This window comes from Anaerospora sp. (assembly GCF_032013335.1).
GTDB lineage: Bacteria > Bacillota > Negativicutes > Sporomusales > DSM-15969 > Anaerospora.
In genome coordinates this window covers 1-17,745 of the sequence record NZ_DALZUO010000039.1, presented here as the reverse complement: position 1 = coordinate 17,745, position 17,745 = coordinate 1, and the positions used below count along the sequence as shown (strand labels likewise).

The window sequence follows — 17,745 nt, the reverse complement described above, 5'->3', positions numbered from 1 at the left end:
CATGAATTTTATCGATACGTTAAAAAGTGTTGATTTAGTACTGGCAACAGGCGAAGTGCCATTAATCGTTGGAGAAACAGGCGTTGGCAAAACAGCTTTAGCAAAAGAACTCGCTCAGAAAAACAATTGGAGTTTCATTACTATTGACGGAAATCTCCTTAAAGAAGGCGAAATAGGCGGACTTCCAACCATAGAATCTTATACAACTGTTAATCACTTAGGAGAAAGAGTTGAAAAGAAAGCTACCGTATATGCCGTTCATACTAAGCTAAAACAAATTGATGAAGAAGTGGCCCGTGGAGAAACAGTTCTTTTATTTATTGATGAGATTAATCGTTGCGAACATACTGTACAGCAGGAATTAATGAATTTAATATTAAATCGGGAAATTAATGGCTATAAGTTGCACGAACGGGTAAAAATTGTAGCGGCCATGAATCCTTCCGGTAAATATGGTTCCGATTTTGATTATCAAGTGGTAGATATGGATGTAGCTCAGGAAAACCGCTTTGTATGGCTACACATGGAACCTGATTATATACAGTGGGTAGATTGGGCAATCGCTGCTAACCTTGAACAAAAAGTTATTGAGTTCATTTCAACCTTCCCGGAATATTTACATAGAATTAATGCAGATGACATTAGAGCAACACCAAGAAGCTATGAAAGAATTTCTGGCATTTATAGAATTTATAAAGAAAAAAATGGGCTTATTCCCAGATCTGTGTTTTTAAATGTGATCAGAGGAAATGTAGGAAAACTTATTGCCGAAGAGTTTGTTGCCTTTGTTGACTCTGATTTTAGCGCACTCATTTCTTACGACGATGTGTTTTCGGGAAACTTTCTGCATGAATCAATCGGGGAAAAAGTAAAAAACGAAAGTCATACAAGATTGTACCTAGCTGCTAAAAATATTCTGAAACATTTAGAGACCTATCTACAAAATAATGGTCTTGACGCAGAATCTACAGTTGAAAGACTGATTGTTTTTTTGAAACTGTATCCTGTGGATTTAATGATCGGCATCATGAAGGATATTAAAAACAGTTATCCGGCAGTTTACGAACTCGCCTTAGAGAATGAGACTTTTGTCGAGGCTTATTTTGAATCTTATCGTTCAATCAGGTGATTATGAATGAAAACTTATTTTGAAAATCAGGTAAGCCCGCTTTACGAAAATGCATATTTGATTATTACCCACTTTTTAAAAGAAAAACGACAAGACGACAATGCTCGTATCTGCATCCCTGAGGATTTTAAAAGTGAGTTCTTAACTCTTGTTGACAAAGTCAATCTGAGCCTTCTGGAAGATAAAAATAATTTCTATGGATATTTTTTGCTGCAAATGTCTAGAGAGCTGCGTTTTGATATCAGCAGTCCCACTGCTGTAAACTTTAAAGAAGCAAAATATGTGATTTATTTTAATCCCATTATTTTTTTAACGCTTACTTTAAAGCAAATGGAAAGCTCGATTAAACATGAAATCCTCCATATAGTATCCATGCATTTAAGTAGAGCAAAAGAACTTCAGCGTTCCTATAGCACCATGGCAATTAATATTGCCATGGATATTGTAGTGAACACTTATTTAGACCACCTGCCGCCCTACGCGACCACCTTAGAATGGGTAAATTTAAATTACGCTTTAAAACTCTCACCCTTTGAGCCGTTTGAATATTATGTGGAGCAGATTCAAACGGCCCTGGACTTACTGGAAGTAGTCGAAGACGAAACAGAAAATGATAGCAAGGCTGATGAAAAACTAGTACCTGCATACGATCCGGAAAAAACTCATGACATCTGGGAAGATTCCAGCGAAATAGAGGAAGAAACACTCAGAGAATTTACCGGAAAGTTCATAGAAGCCTCGCAAAAAGGAACTATTCCTAACTATTTAGCAAGTATCTTGACATCACTTAGAAATAGCAAAAGTGAATTGCCTTGGAATTTATACTTAAAGAGGTTAATGGGTACTGTTGAAAGCGGCCAAAAGAAAACCATAACAAGAAGAAACCGGCGACAGCCTGATCGCATGGATTTACGCGGTCGGCTTAGAAGCCATAAAGCTAAAATTGCCATCGCCCTTGACATTAGTGGAAGTATTAGCGATGAAGAGTTTAATCAAGCGATAAAAGAAGTGCTCAGTATCGTAAAAAATTATAATCATGAACTTACGCTTATTGAATGTGACAATGAAATTAGGCGTGTGTATCAAGTCAAATCTGCAAAAGATATAAAAGCTAGAAGTACCATACGGGGAGGTACTCGATTTACCCCTGTCTTTGAATATGCTAACACCCGAAAGTTTAATTTGTTAGTGTATTTTACTGATGGCAAAGGTGAAAATAAGCTCTTGTCCATACCGCGAGGGTATCAAACATTATGGGTTATTTCCGGAAGAGGAGATCGACTCTCATTAGAAAAATCCTATGGAGTAGTTAAGAAGCTCTCGACTATTGAAATAAAAGACAATAGTCTGGATTTAAGCGATGTAGAAAAAGGCGGCTACTCTATGAATAACCAGGAACGAATCGGTATTTAAAATTAATCAAAAACACCTTCCAAATTTAAAAAATAAATAAAATACAGAATTTTTTTAAAAGTCATGGTTGAACTATGTCTTTTAAAGCTATATTATTAAGTTATAAGGTTAATTGCACAATGTATACACAATCTAGCTTATTTACACTAATTTTCCATGTCGATTTACAGTAGCTAAAGCAAGCAAGTAACAAAAGTACACTTCTATTCACAAGTAAACAGATTGTTCGTGTTCTGCTGCAAGCAGTAGTTGGTGATTCAACGTTCAAACTTTGCTGCAGCCGTGAATTCAGTTCCATTTACACTGTGGAAAACGAGCCTTATGTACAAAATTAGGAGGAGTTGAGTGTATGGCTATTCATGCTAAAAAGTACTGTGACGAGCTTTATCAACGAGTTGTAGAACGAAATGCAAACGAACCTGAATTTCACCAAACAGTCAAAGAAGTACTGGGATCTTTGGTAGATGTCCTTGATAAACATCCTGAATATATTGAGTTGGGAATCGTTGAAAGAATCGTAGAGCCGGAGCGGCAATTTATCTTCCGCGTACCTTGGGTAGATGACTCTGGCAATGTAAGAGTAAACCGCGGATTCCGGGTCCAATTCAACAGCGCAATCGGTCCTTATAAAGGAGGCCTGCGTTTCCACCCCTCAGTAAATGTCAGCATCATTAAATTCCTTGGCTTTGAACAGACTTTTAAGAATTCATTAACAAGCTTACCGATGGGCGGAGGCAAAGGTGGATCAGATTTTGATCCCAAAGGCAAATCCGATGCAGAGGTTATGCGCTTCTGCCAAAGCTTCATGACGGAGCTGTATCGCTATATTGGCCCTAATACGGATGTACCCGCAGGTGATCTAGGGGTTGGCGGTAGAGAAATTGGTTACTTATTCGGGCAGTATAAGCGAATAAAAGGCAACTATGAAAATGGTGTTTTAACCGGAAAGGGCATCTCTTATGGCGGCAGCCTGGCCCGTCCGGAAGCTACAGGGTTTGGCATCGCATATTTCTGCCAGGAAATGCTAAAATCAAAAGGCACCTCCTTTCACGGCAAGACTGTTGCCGTCTCCGGGTTCGGCAATGTTACCTGGGGTACAGTCAGAAAAGTTACCGAATTAGGCGGCAAAGTTGTTACTCTTTCCGGCCCCGATGGGTACATTTATGATCCTGATGGTATCAGCGGTGAGAAGATTGATTATCTGCTCGAAATGAGAGCCTCCTGCCGCGACAAAGTTGAAGACTATGCCGACAAATTCGGCGTCAAGTTCTATCCCGGCGAGAAGCCCTGGGGCGTCAAAGCTGATATCATTATTCCTTGTGCCACACAAAACGAAATCCATCTTGAAGATGCCCAGGTAATTGTCGCTAACGGAGTAAAATTTGTTTGTGAAGGCGCAAACATGCCTTGTACAAATGAAGCAGTTGATTATTTTCTGGAAAGCGGCGTGTATGTGGGTCCCTCAAAAGCTGCGAATGCTGGCGGGGTATCCGTCTCCGGTCTGGAAATGACACAGAACAGCATGCGTCTTGCCTGGTCCTTTGAAGAGGTCGATGAAAAACTAAAAACGATCATGCTGAATATTTATAAAAATGCCAGCGAGGCTGCAGAAGCATATGGTCATAAGGATAATTTGGTCATCGGCGCCAATATTGCCGGATTTATTAAGGTCGCAGAAGCAATGGCAGCACAAGGCATAGTATAGGTCAGTATGCTTTCCTGCTAGAAATAAAGGGGATATTCGAACCCGAATGGGCCGAATATCCCCTTTTACTTAGAGCTTCATGATTCTATTTGTAGATAATCCCTTTAAAGCTTCTCCCATCGACCTTGGCCTCTATGGCCGCTTCCCTTCTCACCAGCTTTGCATATTTTGTTTGCCGCAGGACCGGCTGGTTGAACAGCCATTCCCAATCAAGCTTACCCTTTTCTTCATTGTCATACTGTATATGGAAATAGCCCATACTCGTGGCGGTTAAATTATGAAAAAAATGACTTCCCAGCGAAGGCTCCGGACGGAGCTCTTTCGTATCGACCTCCACAATAATCTGAGCCTGGGACATTTGCTCCCATGCCAGTGGAATACCCAGCCACCGGTCTGCTGTACCCATTCGTCCAAAGCCAATCAGAATGCAGCGGCGGCCTTCCTTTGCCAGCATACTGTTTAGCTCACCGATCTCATTGGCAATTTGTACACTTTCACTCAATTCAAAGGTTCTGGGATCAACAAAAATGATATCCTGGATGCTTTGATAAAATCCATTGCCGATCGTTCGCTGGCTAAAACACCAGGAATCCCGCTCTTGGTCAACAGTAACCTGCAGCGCTTCCTTGCCGATAACCATTGGCCTAATTTGCAGGAAGTTGAATTCCTTAGGTTTGCTTTTATCTTTAGGTATATTTACGGCAAATTCGATTTCAACATTTGTCCCAAACGCTTTCACCCCTAAACTCATTAAATCTTGAATAATTTGTGTCAGCGGAAGTCTATTGTATTTAAGAATAGGTGCAAAGGTTACTATTTTGGGTCCTGCTCTATGAATATTATCGTATATGCAGTCATCTTCAGCCGAATAAGTACTGCCAGTATACTCCAGCGATTGATCCCTGCTTGCCTGAGAAATTGGCAGCTTCTCGTAGATATAGTCTTCACCGGCCCGCACTGAGATATCGGCGGAAGTTCTGAGATTCACAGCATAGAACGCATTTTGCGCCTTCCTCAGATACTCATCAGGAGTTGATATGAGGGGATTCAGCTTCGGATGCGCTGGTGAAAAGCGGTGTACCCGTTCTCCTTCTACAATTGCCTTACCTAAGCCCAGGGCAAGACTCACTGTTCCCTCTTCCGGCTTCATCGGATAATACGGATAGAAATTATACGATTGGGCTACGCCGGAAATAGCCGGATAATAAAGATCACCATAGAGTTCGCCCACCAGTTGTTGGATGAGTACAGCCATTTTTTCCTCTTGAATCCGGATATCTGCATTTTTGGCATATTGTACAGGAGCCGCGTAAAACACAGAGGCATATACCAGTTTAACTGCATCAGAAAGCTGTTTGAATCGCACTTTAGGATCTATATGAATATTGGGTACTACATAAGTGTGGTAAATACCAGCAAACGGCAGTATTCTCGAATCTTCCAGAATGCTTGAAGATCGGACTGCAAGCGGACAATTTATATATTGCGTTAAGACACGCAGGTTTTCTTGCGTGGCAGCCGGCAAATCGCATTCCAAAAACCGGCGTGCAATTTCCTCTTCTGTTGGATTGCCAGCAACAAAGGAATACAGCTCATTCTCTGCCATAAATTTTTCAAAGATATCACTGCAAATAACAAACGAACGGGGTACCTTGATCGTAATATCTTCGTATTTTTCTGCCATGCCGGCTTTGGCAATCATCGTATTCATAAAAGCAATTCCTCTTGCTTTTCCACCTAAAGAACCTGTCCCCAGCTTAATAAAGGCATTGTCCATATCTTTTTTTGAAAGCCCCTCAAAGTCAAGAATCAAGCCTGATTGATATCGTAAAAAATAATCATTCAACACCTTCAGAATATAAGCCCGGATAACCGAAATATTCTCTATAGATCCCGGAGACACAAACCGCAGTTTATCCGCGATTTCTATTTCAGCCCTGGCCCGCAACCAGCGCGAAAAATGCGAGTTTGAAGCATGATAGTATAGGCTCTCATCTGGCAGGTCACGGATTATCCGTTCCAGATTGGTAATATCAGTCGCTTCATCAATGATTCTGCCATCGGGATAGCGGAATACAAAGGAACCAAAACCGTAGTCCTCCAGAATGTAATTTCGTAAGTCCTGCATGAGGTGAGATGAGTTTTTATTTAAAAAGCGTAAATGCGCCGCGTTGGCTTTTTCGGCGTTTTCCAATTCTTCCGACTGCAATAGAAACGGAACATCAGCAATCATTTCCCGTACGCGTTCAGCCAATTCAAAACCAGCGGCTGGGTTCATTACCCCATTCTTTGGAAACCTTACATCGGAAATTACCCCAAGTAAATTATGGCGATAAGTGGCCAATAGTCCCATTGCTTCCTCGTAAGTTTCGGCAAGAAGAATCTTTGGCCTAAGGCGAACTCTCAATAAACCGTGGCTGACATTCATCGCATGCAGCAACAGGCACCTGGTCTGCGTCAAAATCTCCGTATAAATAATTGGCAAAATCTGCGAATAGTAGAGTGGCGAATCTTCGACAACCAGGATTGCCTGAACTCCCAGCTTGCTGTCAGCTTCCACATTTTGCTGATCTTCAATATATTTAATAATAGCTAGCAGTACCTTATTATCCCCCGACCAGTGAAACACCCTGTTGATGCAGCTAACTTGCCGGATTCTCGCAATTATGTCCGGAGTCAGCCGGTCGTAAGACAGCATAACAATCGGGATGCTTGGATAGGCTTCATGGATTGCTGCTTCAAACTCATATGAACTCAAATCACTAATACGTGACATCGTGATAATCAAGTGGATTGTAGTATTCTGCAATGCCTCGAAAGCATCGTCACTATTGTCGACCCAGTGAATCCGGGGTATGATCGGGATACTTAGGTCATTGAACTGATGGTAAATTTGCTCGACCAGCTGCCCGTCTTCTTCCAGGATATATGCATCATACTCAGTAGATATCAGCAGTATTTCTGTAACCCTGAATTTCATCAAGTCATGAACACCCGAAAACCGGGTCTTCATGTCAACAAATTTATCCATAATCCCGCCCCCCTGAAACTTTTCAGCTAAGCCTTCTCTTTTCAGTATATCCTAAATCAGCACTACTTTGTATCTTCTCATTGGATTTAGCATGATGTAAAAAAGCGGATAACCTCAGGCTTCGTAAAGCAACCTTTGCGGATAGCTATAACAATACAAAAAAGGTAATTATGCCATCGGCATAATTACCTTTTCTTCGTAGTATCCTTAATATTCGCTGTAGTGAGAATAGAGATAAACACCAACGGCAAAAAATACGCCGCCCAAACCAGCCAGGATCACTGCTGCTTCCACCGCTTCGCCGCTCCAGGCACTTGCTCTCAGCAAAGTATTAATCGCACCAATCGGAAACCACCCGGCTAAAATACTCAGCCACGAAGGAAGATTTTGTATGGGAAAAAATGAGCCGCCAAAAAAGGTCATTGGAGTAATAAAGAAGCTGTTCACCAACGAAATGTCATCTACTTGCCTGACTAGCATGCCCACGACCAATCCCAGTGAACTAAAGCAGAAACCACCTAGCAAAATTCCGGCGAACCAGGCACTGCTCTTAATGCCGATACCAAAAGAAATAAAGCCAACAACCAGAATTAGACTGCCAAAGATAACAGCGCGGCTCATGCCGGCGAGGACAACGCCGAAAACCGCGGAAACATGGGATACCGGGCTGAGAACCAAGCTGTGGAAATGGCGAAAATATAAGCGTCCGGCGCTGATAGAGGAAGCCGTCTGCTGAAAACCATTCGTCATGACTGTCATCCCGATAATGCCGCTAGCAAGAAAGGGCAGATAGCCGCCTTCAACGCTGACTCTGCCGCCCAGCCCCAGGCCAAATGCAAAGAAATAAATAAAAGGTGAAATAATAGAAGGAAAAACATAACCCATGCGGCCGATTTTTTTCCAAAGCAGCAGCATCTCTCTAGAATATACCGCGTACCAGCCCATCAGTTGATTTCTCCTTTCGCCAATTGAATAAATAATGCTTCCAGCGCTTCTTCATTACTGGCGGCACCACCATAACGCTGCTGGATTTCATCAGGAGTTGCTACCAGTGCCAGTCGTCCTGCCTTGAGCAGAGCAATATTAGCGCAAAGTCTGGCCGCTTCCTCCATATAATGAGTTGTTAAGAGCATGGTCTTGCCTGCTGCTGCCAATCCCTGAATGATCTGCCAAATTTCCTGCCTGACATCAGGATCAAGGCCTACTGTCGGCTCATCTAACAGCAGCAGCTGTGGTTTTGGCAACAGAGCTCTTGCAATCAGGACACGGCGCATCATGCCTCCCGACAACCTTCCTACCCGCTTCTCGCGCATTCCCTGCAGCGAAAAGGCGGTGATAGTTTCCTCCACTCGTTCGCGCAAAGACTGCAGTCCGAATAAGCGACCATAAACAGTTAACGCCTCGGTTACAGTCAGTTCCCGTTCCAGATTGGAGTCCTGCGGCACAATGCCGACAAGTCTCCGCAGCTGTGCTGTCTGCTGTGCAGTGTCAATACCGAAGATGCTGACCGTACCAGCAGTCGGCCGCACCAGTCCGGCAACAATTTTCATCAACGTAGTCTTCCCCGCACCGTTTGGGCCAAGCAGACCAAAAATTTGCCCACCATCGACATGTAAGCAAATATTATCCAGCAGTGTATGTTCGCCGCAGCGTTTCGTCACTCCAGACAGGCTTAGAGCACAGGCCGGATCAGAAGCTACGAATTTTATCAATTTTTGTTGCATGTCATTCTCCTCATTCAAACTTAATATGTTTGCAGCCTCACTTGGCTGGCTTATCCATGACATCCTTGATATGTCGGACATACGCATCCTGAATTGCCGGGTTCTCGCCCAGACTGTTCCGCTTTATCTCTACAGCAAAACCAGCTGCGGTCAGAACAGATTTCGCCGAATTTTTATCATCTCCATCCATATCCTTACGGACGTGGTTACCGGCTACCAGCATAAACGGCTGAAGCCGCACCTTTCGGATACTGGCTGCCTTCAATTGACTAATTACCCGCTCAAGAGAGGGATACCCCTCCACAGCATAGACAAATACATTCTGCATACCCGCATCCTGTAATTTTAACTGCAATGCGGCATAAGCAGCATTGGCAGGATGACGGCCGCCATGCCCCATGAAAACCACTGCTTCATCTGTGCCAGCTGATACGTCAAGTGCCTTGATCACCGCCAGATAGTCATCCGGTTCATCTGGACGCGCTTCCTGACCCATATAATAAAGCAACGGCCTTCCCAGCTCCAGACGGCGGAATTTTTTGGCATCCGTATATACATTGACAATACCACGAATCTTCTCATATTCTTCGCCAGCAACGATATGCAGCGGCTGAACATAAACCTCGCTAAACCCCTCTGCCCACAGATGTTCTAGAGCTTGCCGCTCATTGTCAACAATAATGCCGTCTCGCTCTGCCAGACGGCGCGTAATCATGCGAGAGGTGAAAGCCCGCCGTACCTTATATCCGGGAAAAGCAGCGCCCATTTTTTCTTCTAGACTTTCTATACAGGCTTTACGGGTATCGGGGTACATGGTACCAAAGCTAACTACTAAAATTGCCTTTTTATCAAGCGATTCACTAGTCTGCGTCATGACTCATCCTCCAATTTTCTGTTTGTTTTCCTGCTACAGCCAGAAACGCATAAAAAAGAGGACCTCAAACCCGCATATACTGGGATTTGAGCCCACTTTTCCGCACCGATAATACGGTTCTTCCTATCCTATTGCTATTAATTTAGTTTTATCTGCATTTCAGAATATCCGTCAAACTGCGTCAAAATCCCGTCAAGTGCCTTTTCCACATTTGACAAATTGACATCCGCTGGATTATGACGATTCGTTAAATGAAGTTCAAAACCAAAGATTTGCTTTTCATTCGCGACAAAAGCACGATTGTTGCCAACATTAATAAGGGATATAACCTTATTTTGAAATAAGCGCTGAGCAATCTCTTTATACAAATCCATATTATTGCTAACAGGTTCTTGGGTAACTATTTCAACAGAAAAAACTTGAGACGTTTCATTGCATGACATACACATAGTTAACACTTCCTCTTCTCAATTGCTGAAAACGTAGAATAGGCACATTTTCATCATATCCATTCTATCATTATTGATAATGATTTTCAATAAATATTACTACCTCTAACGATGCCAAGGATAACACGAACGACTCGCTGAGTCAACAGCCTCCCACTTTTACATTCCAGCAAGCCTAAAATTTAAATTTTAAAAGGAACAGCGACGAGAGGAAAGAATTAATACCTTGTAGAAGTAGACAGCTAATTCCTCAAAATTTCTACGGTTGCTAGTTTATGGTATTATATAGTCACTACTTTTAAAATCGGCGTTCTATATTTTGAAGGATTTGTTCATGCTAATATAATACAATAATTTAAACTAAGAAGGGATCAAAATGAAAATTGGATTTTTTGACTCTGGTATCGGCGGCTTAACAGTTCTTGGACACGCTTTAAACATACTACCATTTGCTGAATACATTTACTACGCCGATATTGAGCATTTACCTTATGGCGAAAAGACAAAAAATGAAGTTAAACAATACGTTCAAAACGGTATGGATTATATGGCTAAAATTAAAGTAGATGCTGTGGTAATTGCTTGTAATACAGCAACAAGCGTTGCTATTGGGAAATTGCGGAAGAATTATAGCTTCCCGATTGTCGGCATGGAACCTGCCGTAAAACCTGCTGTTACTTATTGTAAAGAACAAGGTAAAAAGGTATTAGTATTAGCAACCAGTCTTACTTTACGGGAAGAAAAATTTCATCAATTAGTTCAACGGCTTGATGCCACAGAAATGGTTGATACCATGGCATTAGGCGGCCTGGTAAAATTTGCAGAACAGTTCAAGTTTGACACTGCAGAAGTACAAGAGTATTTGCAAAAGGAATTGGCAGCATTAACAATACAAGATTACGGTGCCGTTGTTCTTGGCTGTACCCATTTCCCCTTATTTAATAAGATTTTGCAGCAATTCTTTACTAAAGAAACTGTTTTTTTCGATGGAAGTGCCGGAACTATTACTCACCTGGCAGATATATTAAAGCAAAAAGGAATCGTCCCTAGTGTAGATGATAAAATAAAATTTGTCATTACAGATGGTGAACTCCCGCCAAGTGATGTTGATTATAAAAAAATATTACAGACTTACTTGCATACGATATAACGCTGTTCGCCAACCTCGCTCGGCAGCGCAAGGTAATCCGAAATGACAAACAGACTCCTATCAACCCACCGTTTTGATAGGAGTCTGTTTATTCTTGCCGCTGAGGGTACAAATTCAACTTTGTTTGCTGCCGTTGCATGCTTTGAATACTGATCCCACTCTATCGTGTAAACCAAAATAACTAGCGGCCATCATTACTGTTGGCTTTACTTTTAAGGCATCGGGGCTTCCATTATCCAGGCAGTTTTCATTGCCATAGGCAGCGACAATCTCTCCCAGAAACATTGTAAAATCAAAAATCGGAATCGTTTGTATGACTTTGCACAAATAATTGACAGGACATTCTTTTATTAAAGGCGCATTGCCCGCTTCATCGTAAAAGGAATCAAAAATCTGAGACTTATCTACCTTATGGCCGGAGACAGTTCCGCAGTAATCGGTTTTTTCAATCAAATCTACGGAAGGAATATTAACGCTAAAGTAACCGGTATCTCTCACACCGGCTGTAGTATAATGAGAATTCTTTAATGATATATACAATACCGGCCTTTGACTTACAACCCCGTAAGCTCCAAGAGTCGCATAATTCGGCTTTCCATTAACAATCGCTCCTGCTAACACAGTAATATATGGCCCAAAGGGGATGTTGGCTAGTTTCTTTTTCATTGTCGGCACGCTCCTTTTCTTTACTAGCTTTTGTTACAGCAATGATTTTATACAGCATCAAAAAACAATAGGCTTACCGCTACCTATGGCGGTAAGCCTTGTCGCCGTTTGCTAGTTAGTCTGTATTTTCGCCGCCAGTGCCACCCATTCGGTAATGACATGGTCTTCGGAGGCTGCTAGTCCGCTTACCCCTATACCACCAATGACAATACCGTCAGCATTTTTGATTGGATGGCCACCGGGCAGGGCAGTAAACCGGCCATCACAAAAGTATCCAATCTCAATATGTTCTTTCTGCAGTCTTACCAGAAAAGCTTCCGTCGACACTCCCATCCGAACGGCCGTATAGGCCTTCTGCTGGGCGATAGCAATGCTGCGCAAAGGAGCCCCGTCCATCCGCGAAAAATATACCATTTCACCATTACCATCACAGACAGCCACACAAATAGGCCTGCCAAACTCAGTCCTTGCCTTGCCGAGTGCTTGTCGGGCCAGCTCTTCGGCTATTTCCAATGTTATGTACGCCATACGATCACTCTCCTATTTTTATTGCCTGCCTCGGTATACAGACATTATCGGTAAGAGCTTTCTACAGAATCATATCCTTTTTCTGCTTGTCATTTGGAAATCCCTTTGTTAAATAACAAAATATTCAATTATCGATGTTCAGGCCTAGACAAGGCCGCTCGGCGTATCTTAGCACTATTTTGACTCGTTTGCGGTGAAACATTATCCTTATCCCCCGTTTCCGGCACCTCCAGTAATAGTTCAGTACCAAAAAATGCACCATAATATGCCACATTGAAAATGGCCTGACAATGCAAGTACCATCCACCTGCTTCTTTAGCGAATTGTAATTTTTTGTATTTTAGTTGTGCTATATACCTTTTCAAATTATACTAGTAGTGTACACTCATAGTGGATACTCACTATGAGTGTATACAAATAAAAAGGAGGTTTTACTTTGGAACAAAGTCAAAGAAATCTTCGATGGTACAACTTAGCTATCATGGCCTTCATTATGGTATGGGGGTTCGGCAATGTTGTCAATAACTTTGCCAACCAGGGTCTAAAAGTCATCGTTTCTTGGATTCTCATTAACGCTCTGTACTTTATCCCCTATGCCTTAATGGTAGGTGAGCTTGGCTCTACCTTCAAAGATGGAAAGGCGGGAGTGAGCACTTGGATTCGGCTCACCACCTCACCTAGGTTTGCTTACTTCGCTGGCTGGACTTACTGGGTGGTCCACATTCCCTATCTGGCGCAGAAACCCCAGATGATCTTAGTTGCTTTTGGCTGGGGTGTACTGCAAAACGGCTCTTTCACCAAAATGTTTTCACCAATGGTATTGCAATTATGTACTTTGGCCTTATTTTTCTTCTTCCTTTGGTTTGCGTCACGCGGCATAAATTCGCTAAAGCGGATTGGAATGCTTGCAGGAACCTCGATGCTGGTTATGTCTTTTCTATATGTTATTTTAATGCTGGCTGCACCTGCAATTCGCGGCGTATCAGTTGCAACAACAAACTGGGGCTGGGACACCTTTATCCCCAATTTTGATTTCACCTATTTCACAACAATTTCTATGCTCGTGTTTGCGGTGGGTGGTGCAGAAAAGATATCACCCTACGTGAACAACACAGTAAACGCCAGCAAGGAATTCCCTCGCGGTATGATTATCCTGGCCGTTCTGGTCGCTTTATCAGCCCTGCTCGGCTCACTGGCAATGGGTATGATGTTTGATTCTAACAACATTCCCAAAGACCTCAAAATGAATGGTCAATATTACTCCTTCCAAATGCTTGGTCAGTATTATGGTGTTGGAAACCTCTTCCTCATCCTCTATGCCTTCGCCCAGTTTGTCGGTCAAGCATCGGCGCTAGTCTTTTCTATTGATGCACCGCTAAAGGTCATGTTGGCTGAAACCGAGGCAAAATACATTCCCCAGGCACTTACCAAAACTAATGAGTTTGGAGCACCCATTAACGGCTACAAGCTAACTGCCGTTTTGGTCGGCATTCTGATTATCATTCCTGCCTTAGGTATTGGTAATATGAATGACCTTTATAACTGGTTGCTTGATCTCAATTCTATCGTCATGCCGATGCGCTATCTTTGGGTATTTGTAGCCTATATGGCGCTGCGTCGCATCGCAGACCGCTTCACTTCCGAATATCACTTCATTCGTAACTCTAAGGTTGCCTTCGGCTTTGGATTATGGTGTTTTATCTTTACCGCTTTTGCCTGCATTATGGGTATGTTCCCGAAGGGCATAACCGCGTATACATCTCAGTGGTATTTCCAAATTTCATTGAATCTGTTAACACCTTTCATACTGCTGGGCTTAGGGTTACTCCTTCCTAGCATTGCCAAGTCAGTTAACAAAAAGATCTCAGGATAACCATCATTTTAAAAGGCTGGCAGGCTCAATTTGAGCCTGCCAGCCTTTTTCTATTCAATGATTTTCAATTCTTTATCATAATGCGTCAATAACTCGCAGCCACTTTCAGTCACCAGCACGAGGTCCTCAACACGTACCCCTAATTCCCCTGGTAAATAAATCCCAGGTTCAATAGAGAATATCATACCTGGCCTTACATATTCCTGGTTGGCGGCCGAAACATCTCCCCAGTCATGTACGTCTAACCCGATACAGTGCCCGGTACGATGAGTAAAATATCTCCCGAACCCCTTACCGGTAATATAGTCGCGGGCAGCAGCATCAATTTCTGCAAAACGGACATTGGGCTTTATCCGATCAATGGCCCGCCTATTAGCACTTAAAACAGTTTCATAGACCGTTCTTGCTCTGGTTGTAATGGATTGGAAGAAAAAAGTCCGTGTCATATCAGAGCAATAGTCTCGCTTGCGACAACCTATATCAATGACAATGCTATCACCAGTTTTCACCCGACTATCATCAATCTTATGGTGAGGATCAGCGCCATTCGCTCCGAAAGAGATATTAGGCGCAAAAGAAAACCCTGATGTGCCCAGCTCTTCATAGATATCAAGCAGCAGCTGTCCCAGCTGCTTTTCTGTATGCATTGCCGGTAATAGCTTCACGAGTGCTGCCATCGCCTGATCATTACTACCGGCAGCTTCACGCATAAGGGCAATTTCCTGCTTCTCCTTAATCATCCTCATCGAATCAAGGATAAAGGAACTATTCAGGTAACGTCCGTTTCCACCTGTTACTTCCATCAAGTGAAGCAAAAAGCGGGACGGCCATTTTTTATCGATCCCTATTGCTTTAGCCGGATTCAACTTGCCAGCTATCAGCTTAACAGGATCGTCTATATCGGCATAACGTATTATTGGCATACCAAGATCATGGTGCACTGGAAACAATTCATTTATAATCAATTGAGGTCCTTGTTCACAGCTTAACAGCAAAACTAATAACCGTTCTCCCGGGCTGAACCACTCGCCTGCCAAATAGAAAATGGACGCAGGGTCACAAACCAGCATCTGAGGAATACCTGCGTCTGCCATTCGCTTTAATACCTGTTCCATTCTTTTCTGATTCATAATAATCTCCTTCCTGGATATTTTCTAATATCCCTCCCACAATCTGTCATCGTCATTTTGAAAATCAGACACAGAATATACAGCCGTGCTTCCGCATTTAGGACAACATTCTAAATATCCACCATCGCCTACCGGCTTCAATATTGCTCCCTCTGTGTTAAACACTTTTCCACATTTTGTGCATTTTACAACTGCCATTTTTCTCTCTCCTCATAACGATAGTGACAGCGGGGACGTTCCTTTTTTGACAACTTTTTGTGACAAAAAAGGAACGTCCCCAACTGTCCATCTGGTCCCCCTAGCTTAAAAATCTTTAATGGACATGCCACCACGGCAGGTCAATTATTTTCAGGATTTGATGAATTTGCCTTCTTCTAATTCCTGAAAAGCAAGCTGCAATTCTTCCCGGGTATTCATAACAATTGGACCTCCCCAGGCAATGGGTTCCTGCAGCGGTTCGCCGGCCATAAGGAAAAACCGTATTCCCTCATCGGAGGCTCTTACCAGGAAGGTGCCTGTTTCATCAAATAATACGGCATGCTTGGCCGGAATTAACCTATCGCTGCCAAAGGTTCCCGCTCCTTGAAAAATATAAATAAACAAAGTTGTATTTTCTGTACTATCCAGTTTCCACTCAGCCCCGGCACTCACTTCTACATCCAGCAGCAGAGGTTTACAATAGCTGCCTTGCATGGCTCCGGTTTTTCCGTCATATACTCCGGCCAGGATGTGTACCCGCCGGTCTCCTTCATCAATCACCGGTATGTCCTCTTTACGTATACCATGATATTGGGGAGACACCATTTTATCTTTCGCCGGCAGATTGAGCCAGAGCTGAATCCCCAGCATCCTCTCACTGGCCTGTGGCATTTCCTGATGAAGAATTCCAGAGCCGGCCGTCATCCACTGGCATTCTCCAGTTAAAATCCTGCCCGTATTTCCCAGGCTGTCTCCGTGTTCAATATCACCTTGAATAAGATAAGTAATCGTCTCAATACCACGGTGCGGATGCCAGGGGAAACCTTTGATATAGTCATTAGGGTCCACCGAATCAAAGGCATCCAGCATAAGAAAAGGATCAAACTCTTTTATGTCGTCATGACCAATTACTCTCACTAGTTTGACCCCGGCACCGTCCACAGTGTGTTTTCCTGTCACAATTTTGCGGATAGTTCTGAGTTCGTTCATCGCCAACCTCCTTATCAGTTAAAAGGCAGTAATAGTCTTACCGATAGCTCCATCTGCCAGTATTAAAATTCACCTTCTGTCAGGCAGAGCCGTTGTTTTCTTCTTCGATACTTTCACTAGTGTTAAATAATCAATTCGGCCGATTATTTTCTCACAACTGCCAGTACAGTAACTTCTGCTTCAAACTCACTTTTAATGTTCGGGTATTCGGATATGACCAGGCCTAGTTGGGGAAATGGTATAATACATCATCATATTCCGTGCTTCTGGTTAGTTCCTTCTTGGCAAACGGACACACAGCAACTATCTTTTTATTCTCCGCCCTGACCCAGTCAGCCAGCATTTGCAGCAGCTGCCTGCCGGCACCTTGGCCTCTGAGCTCGTCAGATACAAAAGTATGTTCAATAGTAATTATATTTTTGTCTGTGGAAAATATCATCTCTGCCAGCGGGGCTGATTCCGATTCTCCCACATAAAAACTTTTGCTTCCTTTTTTAACAGTTAACAAAACTCACACCTCCTATCTTTATAAGAATCTAATTCACACTTCTAGGGATGATTACCAAGTAGAGGTAACTCTTATGGTCTAGTCTCTTCATAGCAACTTTGATATCCGCATTCCACCATATAGTTAACCTTCTCTTTCTCCAAATCTTAGCGATTTCCTTCAATGCGTCCTGGCAGCTTCTCGCAAGCTTAAGCCCATGGAGCAATCGAGCAACTCCAGTTAGTGACAGAACAGGAACGTCCCCAACTGTCCTTCCCGCCGACGCCACGCGGACATTCACGTACCCTTTAACCTGCTTTAATCCAATACACTCCTTATGCGTTTTAATATCCACCTATTTTCCCACTACACTGAAAAAAAGCCCTCAAGCCCTGCAA

General features: G+C 42.9%; 15 protein-coding genes. 5 read left to right on the top strand and 10 right to left on the bottom strand.

Features of this window, described 5'->3' with window-relative positions:
* Position 1 precedes the first annotated feature (1 nt).
* The 3 genes from RTR76_RS19780 (at position 2) to gdhA (ending at position 4,247) form a co-directional block, all read left to right on the top strand.
* Positions 2-1,129 carry an ATP-binding protein gene (locus tag RTR76_RS19780; RefSeq protein ID WP_312524230.1) on the top strand — a complete coding sequence of 376 codons (1,128 nt, stop codon included), beginning with the start codon at positions 2-4 and terminating at the stop codon, positions 1,127-1,129.
* 6 nt (positions 1,130-1,135) lie between these two features.
* Complete coding sequence (locus RTR76_RS19775; RefSeq protein WP_312524228.1) at positions 1,136-2,542, top strand: VWA-like domain-containing protein; 1,407 nt, start codon at positions 1,136-1,138, stop codon at positions 2,540-2,542.
* 349 nt (positions 2,543-2,891) lie between these two features.
* Positions 2,892-4,247 (top strand): NADP-specific glutamate dehydrogenase, encoded by a 1,356-nt coding sequence (gdhA, locus tag RTR76_RS19770; RefSeq protein WP_312524226.1) that lies wholly within the window; start codon positions 2,892-2,894, stop codon positions 4,245-4,247.
* Between the two features lie 85 nt (positions 4,248-4,332).
* Here gdhA and RTR76_RS19765 read toward each other — a convergent pair whose 3' ends face one another.
* The 5 genes from RTR76_RS19765 to RTR76_RS19745 all read right to left on the bottom strand — a co-directional run bounded on the left by RTR76_RS19765 (position 4,333) and on the right by RTR76_RS19745 (position 10,325).
* The gene (locus RTR76_RS19765) at positions 4,333-7,278 is read right to left on the bottom strand and encodes a PEP/pyruvate-binding domain-containing protein (RefSeq protein ID WP_312524223.1); all 2,946 of its coding nucleotides are present in this window, start codon (positions 7,276-7,278) and stop codon (positions 4,333-4,335) included.
* A gap of 207 nt (positions 7,279-7,485) precedes the next feature.
* Positions 7,486-8,223, bottom strand: coding sequence for an ABC transporter permease (locus RTR76_RS19760; protein ID WP_312524222.1), 738 nt, complete (start codon positions 8,221-8,223; stop codon positions 7,486-7,488).
* Positions 8,223-9,002, bottom strand: coding sequence for an ABC transporter ATP-binding protein (locus RTR76_RS19755; protein ID WP_312524219.1), 780 nt, complete (start codon positions 9,000-9,002; stop codon positions 8,223-8,225). Before RTR76_RS19755 ends, RTR76_RS19760 begins: the two co-directional genes overlap by 1 nt.
* A gap of 37 nt (positions 9,003-9,039) precedes the next feature.
* Complete coding sequence (locus tag RTR76_RS19750) at positions 9,040-9,876, bottom strand: sirohydrochlorin cobaltochelatase (RefSeq protein WP_312524216.1); 837 nt, start codon at positions 9,874-9,876, stop codon at positions 9,040-9,042.
* A 137-nt stretch (positions 9,877-10,013) separates the two neighbouring features.
* Positions 10,014-10,325: a hypothetical protein gene (locus tag RTR76_RS19745; RefSeq protein WP_312524214.1), complete on the bottom strand. Its 312-nt coding sequence runs from the start codon at positions 10,323-10,325 to the stop codon at positions 10,014-10,016.
* A 376-nt stretch (positions 10,326-10,701) separates the two neighbouring features.
* On the opposite strand from RTR76_RS19745, the gene murI reads away from it, so the two are divergent.
* Positions 10,702-11,475, top strand: coding sequence for a glutamate racemase (gene murI / locus RTR76_RS19740; protein WP_312524212.1), 774 nt, complete (start codon positions 10,702-10,704; stop codon positions 11,473-11,475).
* 114 nt (positions 11,476-11,589) lie between these two features.
* Here the strand turns inward: murI and RTR76_RS19735 are convergent, their stop codons facing one another.
* A complete protein-coding gene (locus RTR76_RS19735) occupies positions 11,590-12,141 on the bottom strand; it encodes a flavin reductase family protein (protein ID WP_312524210.1) in 552 nt (183 codons plus the stop codon).
* A 111-nt stretch (positions 12,142-12,252) separates the two neighbouring features.
* Positions 12,253-12,669: a heme-binding protein gene (locus RTR76_RS19730; RefSeq protein ID WP_312524208.1), complete on the bottom strand. Its 417-nt coding sequence runs from the start codon at positions 12,667-12,669 to the stop codon at positions 12,253-12,255.
* Positions 12,670-13,105: 436 nt separating this feature from the next.
* On the opposite strand from RTR76_RS19730, the gene RTR76_RS19725 reads away from it, so the two are divergent.
* Complete coding sequence (locus RTR76_RS19725) at positions 13,106-14,542, top strand: amino acid permease (RefSeq protein WP_312524206.1); 1,437 nt, start codon at positions 13,106-13,108, stop codon at positions 14,540-14,542.
* Positions 14,543-14,592: 50 nt separating this feature from the next.
* On the opposite strand, the gene RTR76_RS19720 is transcribed toward RTR76_RS19725, so the two are convergent.
* The 3 genes from RTR76_RS19720 to RTR76_RS19710 all read right to left on the bottom strand — a co-directional run bounded on the left by RTR76_RS19720 (position 14,593) and on the right by RTR76_RS19710 (position 17,368).
* The gene (locus RTR76_RS19720) at positions 14,593-15,672 is read right to left on the bottom strand and encodes a Xaa-Pro peptidase family protein (RefSeq protein ID WP_312524204.1); all 1,080 of its coding nucleotides are present in this window, start codon (positions 15,670-15,672) and stop codon (positions 14,593-14,595) included.
* Positions 15,673-16,020: 348 nt separating this feature from the next.
* Positions 16,021-16,860 carry a pirin family protein gene (locus RTR76_RS19715; protein ID WP_312524202.1) on the bottom strand — a complete coding sequence of 280 codons (840 nt, stop codon included), beginning with the start codon at positions 16,858-16,860 and terminating at the stop codon, positions 16,021-16,023.
* 223 nt (positions 16,861-17,083) lie between these two features.
* Positions 17,084-17,368 carry a GNAT family N-acetyltransferase gene (locus RTR76_RS19710; RefSeq protein WP_312524200.1) on the bottom strand — a complete coding sequence of 95 codons (285 nt, stop codon included), beginning with the start codon at positions 17,366-17,368 and terminating at the stop codon, positions 17,084-17,086.
* Positions 17,369-17,745 lie beyond the last annotated feature (377 nt).